Source organism: Stenotrophomonas sp. STEN056 (genome assembly GCF_056759635.1).
In genome coordinates this window covers 21,410-31,531 of the sequence record NZ_JBRRDL010000043.1, presented here as the reverse complement: position 1 = coordinate 31,531, position 10,122 = coordinate 21,410, and the positions used below count along the sequence as shown (strand labels likewise).

Sequence of the window (10,122 nt, the reverse complement as noted above, 5' to 3'; positions counted from 1 at the left end):
GCTGAGGTTGCTGGTTGTAGGGGCGCTGGTGGGAGGGATTGGGGGCTATAACGCTGCTCCTTCGTCCCCCTCTCCCCAACCCCTCTCCCACAAGGGGAGAGGGGCTTCAGGGCGCTGGCGTGGGGGAGTTGGTTGGCTGCGCGGAGCTCGGGGCTTCTGGGGCTGGCTGTCAGGTGTCCAGGTGCAACGTGCGCGCTTCGCGCTGGTACCAGTCGGGCTGGTCGGTTACTGGTTCGAATACGTGGCTGCGTTGCATGCTGCGTTGATAGACATGCACCGACACGGCGATTTCATCGCTGCGGGCATTGCGCAGCGTGTGGTATTCGTCGGGCGGAATCAGGTTGCCGGCGCTGCCGCGGCAACCGTGCAGGCAGGGTTGCCGGGCGAAGCGGAAGCGCTCGTCTTCGCGCTCGAGCAGCTGATACGGGGTAATGTCGAGGTCGCCGCGCCAGACACCTTCCACGCACCACAGGCCGTCGTGATCATGCAGGGGCGTGCCCTGCGAGGGGCCCCAGGTCATGGCGATGATGCTGTAACCGTGGCGTGCGCTGCGGTAAAGCTCGCGGCGGGCGTAGTGCGCGCTGACCGGCGAATGCACGCTTGGTGGCAGGCTGATTCGCGGGTCGTTGATGGCGCGCTGAAGCACATGCTGTATCTGGGTGACGGTTTCGCTGGTGTCTTTGGCCTGCACCGCTGCATCAATGCCGTCGAGCAGATGTCGGCGGCCCGGGAATTCCGGGTAGTTCTGAAGATCCGAGCGCATGCCCGCAGTCTAGGTGACGGCGGTGAAAATTCTGTTGTGGCACGGATCACATGTGGATGGGAGGGAGGCAACGCAGGATCTGGTGGGGACGGAGGAAGCGGGTTCAGTTGCAGTGCCCAGCCTATTCGCCTGCGAGCGGGCGGGGTTTTTACGCTGGTCAGGTTCCAGTTCGGCCACGCTTCATGCGTGGCAGATCTGCACGCATCTTCTGCATATCTGGCGCGACAGTTGCTGCCTGCGACGACGTACTGAGTGGATGCCGAGTAGGAGTGACGTCCACGACGAAGCCGACGATGGTCTCACCAGGAAGGTGGTTGCGATCGCAGACGTCCTGGTAGCTGAGGTTCTGCTGATTTCGCGGCCGAGGCCGCTCCTACGGGCGGCTTGTAGCCTTGGCTGAGTGCGTGGCGTGTCACTGCTTCATGTCGGGCGCGACAGTTGCTGCCTGCGACGACGTACTGAGTGGATGCCGCGTAGGAGTGACGTCCACAACGAAGCCGTGGATGGTTTCAGCAGGAAGGTGGTTGCGATCGCAGACATCCTGGTAGCTGAGGTCCTGCTGATTTCGCGGCCGAGGCCGCTCCTACAGGATGGCTTGGCGCCTTGGTTGAGCGTGTGCGTCACTGCTTCAGGTTGGGCGTGACCGTTGCTGCCCACGGTGCCTGTTCCAGGTGCGTGGCGAGGTAGTCGATCAGGGCCTGCACGCGTGCGGGCCGGTGCAGGCCGGGCGGGGTGATGATGCTCAGTGCCAGCGGTTCGACTTTCCAGTCGTCCATCACCGCTTCCAAGGTGCCGTCGCGCAGCGCTTCCCAGACCAGGAAATCCGGCTGCAGTGCCAACCCCAGCCCGGCGCGCAATGCGGCGTCGAACACTTCGGCGTTGTTGGCCTGTAGTTGCCGGGGCACGGTCTGCGCGAACTCGCCGTGTCGGCTGTGGGCGAAGCGCCAGGTGTTGCCGCTGCGTGTGTAGCTGTACTGGAAGCCACTGTGGCGGGCCAGATCGCGCGGGTGTTTGGGGCGGCCGTGTTTCTCGAAATACGCCGGCGCGCCGACCAGCAGGATGCGGACCTGGCACAGCCGCCGTGCGCGCAGGCTGGAGCCGGCCAGTGTGGCGATGCGCAAGGCCATGTCGAAGCGTTCGTCGACCATGTCCACCATTTCGTCGCTGAGCTGGAGGTCAAGTTCCACGTCCGGATGCGTCTGCATGAAGGCCGGCAGCAGGGGCGCCAGCCGCGATACGCCGAAGGACATCGGCGCGGCGATGCGGATCAACCCACGCAATGCCGCCGAGCGGTCGGCGGCCTCGGCTTCCACGGCTTCACCTTCGTCGAGGATGCGTGCGGCACGTTGCAGGGCGGCCTCGCCGGCCGCGGTCAACGACATGCGCCGCGAGGTGCGGTGAAACAAGGTGGTGCCGATGCGCGCTTCCAGCCGGGTGATGGCCTTGGAAACGGTGGCCTGCGACAGCTGCAGCGCTTCAGCGGCGCGGGCAAAGGAGCCGGCTTCGGCCACTTTGGCGAAGATGGCCCAGGCTTCCAGGTCGGGGAGTCGGTTCATGGCGGGTGATCGCAGGAAGTAGGCTGATCATGTCAGAAATGGAATGGATGATTTTCCATTGTTTCTATTCTCGGCGAGCAGCTGCCTGCCTAGACTGAGCCCATCGAAATCACACACCCGCAGGAGAACGTCATGATTGAACGTCGCCCGTTTGCCAGCCTCGGTGGAGCCAATCACGGTTGGCTGGATGCCAGGCACCATTTCTCGTTTGCCGAGTATCACGACCCCAAGCGCATGCACTGGGGCGCGATGCGGGTCTGGAACGATGACACCATCCAGCCCGGCACCGGCTTCCCGCCGCACCCGCATGCGGACATGGAGATCATCACCTACGTGCGCGAGGGCGCCATCAGCCACCAGGACGACCAGGGCAACAAGGGCCGTACCGAGGCCGGCGATGTGCAGGTGATGAGCGCCGGCAGCGGCATCCGCCACGCCGAATACAACATGGAGCCGGGCGTCACCCGTATCTTCCAGATCTGGATCTTCCCGGACGAACGCGGTGGCAAGCCGTCGTGGGGCACCAAGCCGTTCCCGAAGGGCGAGCGCTCGGGCCACTTCGTCACCCTGGCCAGTGGCATGCAGGGCGATGAGGATGCGCTGCCCATCCGCGCCAACGCCCGGGTGCTGGGGGCAACCCTCAAGGCCGGTGAAACCGCCGAGTATCGGTTCACCGACAGTACCCGCCACGGCTACCTGGTGCCGAATATCGGCAAGGTCGAGGTGGACGGTGTGACCCTGGAAGCCCGCGATGGTGCTGCCATCACCGGCGTGGACAGCATCCGCATCCACGCGCTGGAAGACACCGAACTGGTGCTGGTGGATACCGCCGCCTGAGTTGCCGTTGTCCATCAGGTACAAGGAAGAGGCGCAGCATGCTGCGCCTCTTCGCGTTTGTGGTGGTTGACCGCTGTCGAACCTGACCGTTTCGTAATGTACGGGTCAGGGCGATGACAGCCGCCGGTGATGAAGATGCAGGTCAAACCCACAACCGACCGCTGCCATGCCGACTTTTCTTCGCTTCCGTTTCCTGCCGCTCGCGGCGCTGCTGCTCGGCCTGAGCGCCGCACCGTTGGCGTTCGCCCATGCCACGCTGGTGCGCTCCACACCGGCAGCCAATGCCACGGTGGAGCCGCTGGAACGCATCCACCTGGAGTTCAATGAGGCGGTGATCGCTCGCGCATCGCGCGTGGAGCTGTTCATGGCGCACGGACAGGTATTCATGGCAGTCCCGGTGACGGCGACGCAGGTGCTCAAGGATGGCCGCACCCTGCAGGTGGCGTTGGCCAAGCCGTTGACCCCGGGCAGCTACCAGCTGCGCTGGCGGGCAGTGGGGCCGGATGGCCACCCGATGGAAGGCACCTTGGACTTTCGCGTCCGCTGAGTGGCCGCCGGGATGATTGAACTGTTGCAGCCCGCGTTACGCCTGCTGTCGTACCTGTCCCTGATGCTGCTGTTTGGCTGGCCGTTGTTCAGTGCGTACTGGCGGTTGGGCCCCGGTGCGCAGCCTGCCTTCACGCACCGGGCCCTGTTGGGCGTGACAGCCGCCGCACTGGTACTGGTGGTGCTGGAGGCGGGCCTGCGCCTGGCCAACCTGCTCGCGGTCCCGCTGTCGTCGCTGGATGCAGACAGCATGCGCTGGTTCCTGCTTGACCTTCCGGCCGGCCGGGCCGCACTGGTACGGACAGGCGCGCTGATCCTGCTGCTGGGGCTGTACGTCCGCGCGGGCAAGGCACAGGCGCTGCGCCGGCCACTGCCCGTGCTGCTTGCGGCCGTGGCGCTGGTCAGTCTGGCGTGGAATGGGCATGCGGCCGCGGCCGACGCTTGGCGCCTGGCCGGGGGCATCACCCACCTGCTTGCTGCCGGGGCATGGGTGGGAGCGATCGCGCTGCTGCTGGCGTTGGCGTGGAGAAGCCGTGCCTGCGTGGCGCCGCAGGTCGATACCCTGCGCGCGGTACTGCGTGGTTTCGCGATGCCGGGCACGCTCATCGTGAGCCTGTTGGTGCTTTCCGGTGGCTTCTCGTACCTGAGCCTTGGCGGCACCTTGACCGGCCTGTGGACGAGCCGCTACGGCCAGTTGCTGCTGCTCAAACTGTGCCTGGTGGGCGGGATGCTGATGTTCGCCGCACTGCATCGCTGGTGGCTGGTGCCGATGCTCGACGCGACTGCGCATCAGCAAGGTGCCGCGAAGGCCCTGCGTCACCTGCGCGGCAGTCTGGCCGTGGAAGCAACGCTGGCATTGCTGGTGCTGGCCTGCGTGGCGGTGCTGGGCATGCTCGACCCGGCCGCGTGATCGCGCCGGCTCTGCTAGCCTGCGCGCGCACCGACCGAGGACGCCCCATGAAGCTGTTGATCGTCGAAGACGAACCCAAGACCGGGAGCTACCTGCGGCAGGGGCTGATGGAGGCCGGTTATGTGGTTGACCTGGTCAATGACGGCCTGGACGGCCTGCACCTTGCCGCCAGCGGTGATTACCAGCTCGTCATTCTCGACGTGATGCTGCCCGGCCTCGATGGCTGGAGCGTGCTCTCGCAGCTGCGCGCGGGCGGCAGCCCGGTGCCGGTGTTGTTCCTGACCGCCCGCGCCGACATTGATGACCGTGTGCGCGGCCTGGAACTGGGCGCCGATGATTACCTGCCCAAGCCGTTCGCATTCGCCGAACTGCTGGCCCGTGTGCGTACCGCATTGCGCCGTGGCCAGGTGGCGCCGGTCAATGAGCGCATCGTCATCGCCGACCTGGTGGTGGACACCCTGCGCCGCCGGGTGGAACGGGGTGGGCGCCGCATCGTCCTGAGCCAGAAGGAGTACGCACTGCTTGAACTGCTGGCGCGCCGTCGTGGCGAAGTGCTGCCGCGCTCGCTGATCGCCTCACAGGTGTGGGACATGAACTTCGACAGCGACACCAACGTCATCGATGTGGCAGTACGGCGCTTGCGCGCCAAGGTTGACGACGACTTCGACAGCAAGCTGATCGTCACCGTGCGTGGCATGGGCTATGTGCTGGAAGCGCCGGACGCCGAGGCGGGAGCCACGCGGTGATGCTGGGGCGCTCCACCGCGCGCCGGTTGATCGTGTTGCTGGCCACGGTCACGGTGCTGGTGATGGCCGCACTGGGCATCGCCATCAGCCTGACCGTGCGGCACAACCTGGTTGACCAGGATTACGCCGAGCTGGAGAACAAGTCGGCGCTGGTGGCCGACATCCTTGCCACGGCGCCGCCGGGCGAACGCGCGGCACGCCTGGCCGAAGCCCTGCAGCATCACCCCGACATCGCGTTCTGGATCACCGATGCGCAGGGTAGAACACTGGTATCGACTGCCCCGCTGGCACTGCGCCTGCATGCACGGCAACAGTTGCCCGATGCCGCACCGCTGCGCCGGAATTGGCAGCTGCATGACGGCAGTCGCTACCGCGTGCTGTATCGCAACTTTGCCGAAGGCAATGCCGGGGTCAGCCTGCTGGCCGTTGACCAGCAGCGTCATGCGGGTTTCCTGCGCAGGTTCCATCAGTTGCTGCTGGCCTGCATTGCGGCGGCGGCGCTGGTCAGCAGCCTGCTGGGTGCCTACGTGGTGCAGCGCACGTTGCGGCCACTGCGCACGCTGGCCGATGAAGCACGCCAGATCACCGCCGAGCGACTGGATAGACGCCTGTCATTGGCCGCCGCGCCGGTGGAGCTGGAGCAACTTGCGCAGACCTTGAACGGCATGCTCGCGCGCTTGCAGCAGGACTTCACCCAACTCAGTGATTTCTCCGGTGACCTTGCCCACGAACTGCGCACGCCGATCACCAACATGCTCACCCAGGTGCAGGTGGTGCTGGCACAGCCGCGCGACAACGCGGCCTACCGCGATGCCCTGGGCTCGTGTGCGGAGGAGTTGCAACGCTTGTCGGTGATCATCGGCGACATGCTGTACCTGGCCCAGGCCGAAGCCGCCGGCGTGCTGCCTTCGCGCGAGAAGGTGGCCGTGGCGACGCTGGTGGACGATCTGCTGGAGTTCTACGGCCTGCTGGCCGAGGAAAAACAGGTGCAGCTGCTCCGCGCCGGCGATGGCACGTTGCAAGGCAACCGGCTGATGATCCGCCGTGCGCTGGCCAACCTGGTGACCAACGCCATCCAGCATTGCCCACCTTCCGGCAAGGTGCAGGTCCGTATTGCGATGCGCGATGGGCACTGCCGCATCGATGTGATCAATCCGGGGCCGGCGATACCCGTGCACGCACTGCCGCGCGTGTTCGACCGCTTCTATCGTGCCGACAGCTCGCGCGCACGCGGGCGCGGCGAAGGCGCGGGACTGGGCCTGGCCATCACCCAGGCAATCGCGCGCGCGCATGGCGGCCAGGTGCAGGTGCACTCGGATGCAGACAACACCGCGTTCAGCCTGTTGCTGCCCGTTGCGGGCGGGTGAGCCTCAGCGCGCCTTGCGGCGCGGGGCACGGCGCTTGCCGGTGGAGCGTTCGCTGCCGCTGCCGGTCGTGGTGGCGTCGCCCAGCTGATCCATCCATGTCAGTACATCAACGTAGGCGATGAAGTGCTGCAGGTAGTCGGGGCTGATGTCCTGCATCAGCGCCATGGCGCGGTAGGTGAGTACGCTGGAGTGCAGCGGGCCGGCATCTTCGGGCAGTGAATCCAGGCACTGCCGTAGCAGGCTCTCGATGCGGATGCGGCTCCACAGCTGCTGGAACTCATCCAACACCGGCATGCGCGCCGCATCATCTGCCTCGTCGCTGCGGTTGCTGTCCTGCGCCTGCGCGGGATTGGCGGCATGCAGGGGCAGGGGATATTGCAGCGGAACCGAATTCAACTGTTCCAGCAGGGCTTTGAGCGGGCTTTCGTTGGCAACCCTCTGCGCCGTTGCAGGCGCCGGCCTGGCGAGCAGCTCGGCATACGCGTCGGCCAGCGCCGACAGGCGCGCATCCAACTGCTTTCGCACCTGCCCCTCATGCCGTGCGGCGCGATCTGCCAGCGCGCACATCATGCCGAAACGCAGCGGATTGACGCGGTCGGCGCCGGCTTCACGCCAGGCCTGCAGCCGCGACTGCGGCGTGGCGGCGTTACCGTGCATCGGCCGTGCCGTCCTGCTTCGGGCGTGGGATGGGTGCGATTTCGACGCGGCGGTTCTTCGCGCGGCCGGCTTCATTGTCGTTGGAACTCACCGGCTGCTCGGCACCGAAGGCGGCGGCAAACACCGATGCTGCCGGCACGCCATCGGCGATCAAGGTACGGGTGACGGTGAGCGCACGTGCGGCGGAGAGTTCCAGGTTGTCGGCGAAGCGGGCGTTGGCCACGCGCACCGGCTGGTTGTCGGTGAAGCCGCTGACCATCAGGATTTCGTCGCGCGCATGCAGGTAGTCGCGCAAGGGCGCGGCGATGCTCTGCAGCAGCTCGCGGCCTTCGGGCTGCAGCTGGTCGGAGTTGAGCGCAAACAACACGCTGCCGCTGATGCCGATGCGGCCATTGATGACGGTGACGCGGCCAGCAGCCAATGGCGCAGCCAGGGCCTGCTCCAGCGTCTTGAGCTTGGCGGTTTGTTCCTGGCGCTGCTTCACTTCCTCATCCAGGCGGTTGTGCAGCAGCAACTGGATGCCGATGACGCTGGCCAGGATCAACACGAACGCACCCAGCAGCACCGACATCAGATCGCCGAATGCCGCCCAGGTGGTGGCGGTGGATTCGGCGTCGAATTCGATCTCGTCACTCATGCGTGGCCGGCCCCGTTGCCGTCACGGGCCACCGCCAGTTGCTGCAGCTCGCCGATGATCTGCTTCTGCGAGAGCATGCTCAGGTCGATGACTTCGCGTGCCTGCGCCACGTAATACGCCAGCTGCTCATCGCTGCGCGCCAGCGATTTGTCCAATGCGGTTTCGATCAACTGCAGGCGTTCGTTCAAGGTCTCGGTGGATTGCCCGAACAGCGCGACCGCGCCGCCGAAGGCATCGCCCAGGCTGGCCACTTCCACCGCGCTGCTGGTGACGTGCGCGGCGGCGGCGTCGAGCTTGCCGGTTTCGTTCTCGACCTGCGTGCTGAAGCGATTGCCAACGCGCTCCAGCAGGTCGGCCGAGGTGCTGACCAGCGCGTCGATGGCGGTGCGCTGTTCGGTCGAGGCGTGGTTGACCGCATCGAGCAGGGTTTCCAGCGTGGACAGCAGGCGGCTGCGTTCTTCCAGCATCGCGGTGTCGCGCACCATGCTGTCGGACAGCTTCTGACGCAGCTCGGCCACCACTTCGGCAGCGGCGCGCGGGGCTTCCGAGGCGCTCTGCACCAGGCGCGAGATTTCGCTGATGGTGTCACGCGCCTGGGCCTGCGATTGTTCGCTCATGGCCTGCGCGGTCTGCGCCAGGGTGTCGCAGATCTGCTGCTGGCGCTGGGCAACCTGTTCGCCGTTGTGCTTCCAGCTGTCGTCCAGCGTGGCGACCATTGCCGCCAGCGCCTGCGACCAGTTGCCCAGGCGTTGTGCATCGCCTTCGGCGAATGCGCTGTGCAGTTCCGCGTGCGAGTGTTGCAGGGCCTGGACCAGCGAACGTGCGTGTTCCTCGAAGCTGGCCGAGGCCTGCAGCAGTGCGTGTTCGTTGCGCTGCGCCAGTGCATCGTGCGCGTTGCGTTGTTCGCCCAGCGCGCTGGCCCATGCCGCGGCGGTGCGGTTGGCATGCTCTTCCATGCGCGTGGCAACGCCGTCGAGCAGGCCCGAGGAGCGCTGTTCAAACGTGTCGGTGAACTGCTGCAGCGCCTGCTGCAGCCCGGTGGTCAATGCGCTGTTGCCGCGTTGCTGTTCGGCCAGTGCGGTGCTCCAGCTGTCGCTGGCCGCATTGGCGGCACCGCGCACGGCGAGGTTGAGGCCATCCAACTGCTGTTGCACGGCGCTGTCGATGCTTGCATGCAGGGCGTCGGAGCGTTCGGCCAGCCCGCGCATGGTGGCCTCGACCACCGGCTGCAGCGCTGTGCCCACCGCATTGGCCTGCTGGGTGATGCCGGCCTGCATGGCCTGCTGCAGCGCTGTGGCCAATTGCGTGTAGGCCGCCTCGGTGCGCTGGTGGAATTCCTGCTGGCCGGCCTGCAGGCGCGTGTTGTTGTCCTGCTGCTGCTGTTCAAGGCTGGCCATCATCGCCTGCAGGCGATCCACCAGCGCCGGCATCAGCGCATTCTGTTCCTGCAGCAGGCGGAAGGTTTCGGTGCGCTGGAATGCCTGCGAATGCACGCGCAGATGCGCGGCGATGCCGGCATCCAGTTCCTGCACGGCATTGCTGCGCTCGCGGCGGAACAGCGCCGACAACAGGCCCAGCGCGGCCGACGACGCCACGCCCGCAATCGAGGTGCCGAAGGCAAAGCCCAGGCCCTTGACCGGCGCGGCCAGTGAGCTGCGGATGGCATCCAGGTCGGTGGCACTTTCCAGCGCCAGGCCGGTGCCGCGCAGCGTGGCCATCATGCCCAGCAGCGTACCGAGCATGCCCAGCAGCACCAGCAGGCCAACCAGGTACGGGGTCAACGCCGGTGCCGGCAGGCCCACGCGCTCACCTTGCACGCGCAGGCGCACGGCGTTGCGCAGGCCCGGGTTCAAGCGCGACAGCCAAGCGTCGAGGTTGTCGCTGCCTTCGTTGATGGCCGGCAGTGCCTGCAGCAACGTGGCGGTGGCCTGGCGATAGCGGAACAACTCCACCGCGCCAACCAGATAACAGGCGGCAATCACGGAGGCGACCACGGCCGCCAGCGGATGCGTGCCGGCATAGCCCACGCCGATCCAGCACACGGCCAGCAGGCCAACAAGGAAGACAACGACGGCGACGAGGTTTCTGAACATGGGCATTGGG

At 66.4% G+C, this 10,122-nt stretch carries 10 protein-coding genes; 5 read left to right on the top strand and 5 right to left on the bottom strand.

Annotation, left to right across the window (positions count from 1 at the left end; translation table 11 throughout):
• Nucleotides 1-169: 169 nt before the first annotated feature.
• Entirely contained in the window at nt 170-763 is a 594-nt protein-coding gene (locus ACVOLO_RS16680; RefSeq protein ID WP_481571438.1) for a cysteine dioxygenase family protein, read from the bottom strand.
• Nucleotides 764-1,383: 620 nt separating this feature from the next.
• Nucleotides 1,384-2,319, bottom strand: a complete 936-nt coding sequence (locus ACVOLO_RS16675; protein ID WP_481571437.1) for a LysR family transcriptional regulator — start codon at nt 2,317-2,319, stop codon at nt 1,384-1,386.
• A 132-nt stretch (nt 2,320-2,451) separates the two neighbouring features.
• Between ACVOLO_RS16675 and ACVOLO_RS16670 the strand changes: the two genes are divergently transcribed.
• The 5 genes from ACVOLO_RS16670 to ACVOLO_RS16650 all read left to right on the top strand — a co-directional run bounded on the left by ACVOLO_RS16670 (nt 2,452) and on the right by ACVOLO_RS16650 (nt 6,725).
• Nucleotides 2,452-3,156, top strand: coding sequence for a pirin family protein (locus tag ACVOLO_RS16670; protein ID WP_481571436.1), 705 nt, complete (start codon nt 2,452-2,454; stop codon nt 3,154-3,156).
• A 166-nt stretch (nt 3,157-3,322) separates the two neighbouring features.
• Nucleotides 3,323-3,703 (top strand): copper homeostasis periplasmic binding protein CopC, encoded by a 381-nt coding sequence (copC, locus tag ACVOLO_RS16665; RefSeq protein WP_481571435.1) that lies wholly within the window; start codon nt 3,323-3,325, stop codon nt 3,701-3,703.
• Between the two features lie 12 nt (nt 3,704-3,715).
• Entirely contained in the window at nt 3,716-4,612 is an 897-nt protein-coding gene (locus tag ACVOLO_RS16660; protein ID WP_481571434.1) for a CopD family protein, read from the top strand.
• Between the two features lie 47 nt (nt 4,613-4,659).
• Nucleotides 4,660-5,358 carry a heavy metal response regulator transcription factor gene (locus ACVOLO_RS16655; RefSeq protein WP_481571433.1) on the top strand — a complete coding sequence of 233 codons (699 nt, stop codon included), beginning with the start codon at nt 4,660-4,662 and terminating at the stop codon, nt 5,356-5,358.
• The gene (locus ACVOLO_RS16650) at nt 5,358-6,725 is read left to right on the top strand and encodes a heavy metal sensor histidine kinase (protein WP_481571432.1); all 1,368 of its coding nucleotides are present in this window, start codon (nt 5,358-5,360) and stop codon (nt 6,723-6,725) included. Before ACVOLO_RS16655 ends, ACVOLO_RS16650 begins: the two co-directional genes overlap by 1 nt.
• 3 nt (nt 6,726-6,728) lie before the next feature.
• Here ACVOLO_RS16650 and ACVOLO_RS16645 read toward each other — a convergent pair whose 3' ends face one another.
• From ACVOLO_RS16645 to ACVOLO_RS16635, 3 genes are read right to left on the bottom strand one after another with little or no spacing between them, the layout of a single operon-like run.
• The gene (locus ACVOLO_RS16645; protein ID WP_481571431.1) at nt 6,729-7,382 is read right to left on the bottom strand and encodes a DUF2894 domain-containing protein; all 654 of its coding nucleotides are present in this window, start codon (nt 7,380-7,382) and stop codon (nt 6,729-6,731) included.
• Nucleotides 7,372-8,019 carry an OmpA family protein gene (locus ACVOLO_RS16640; RefSeq protein WP_481571430.1) on the bottom strand — a complete coding sequence of 216 codons (648 nt, stop codon included), beginning with the start codon at nt 8,017-8,019 and terminating at the stop codon, nt 7,372-7,374. The genes ACVOLO_RS16645 and ACVOLO_RS16640 overlap by 11 nt, the downstream gene beginning before the upstream one ends.
• The gene (locus tag ACVOLO_RS16635; protein WP_481571429.1) at nt 8,016-10,112 is read right to left on the bottom strand and encodes a DUF802 domain-containing protein; all 2,097 of its coding nucleotides are present in this window, start codon (nt 10,110-10,112) and stop codon (nt 8,016-8,018) included. Before ACVOLO_RS16635 ends, ACVOLO_RS16640 begins: the two co-directional genes overlap by 4 nt.
• Nucleotides 10,113-10,122 lie beyond the last annotated feature (10 nt).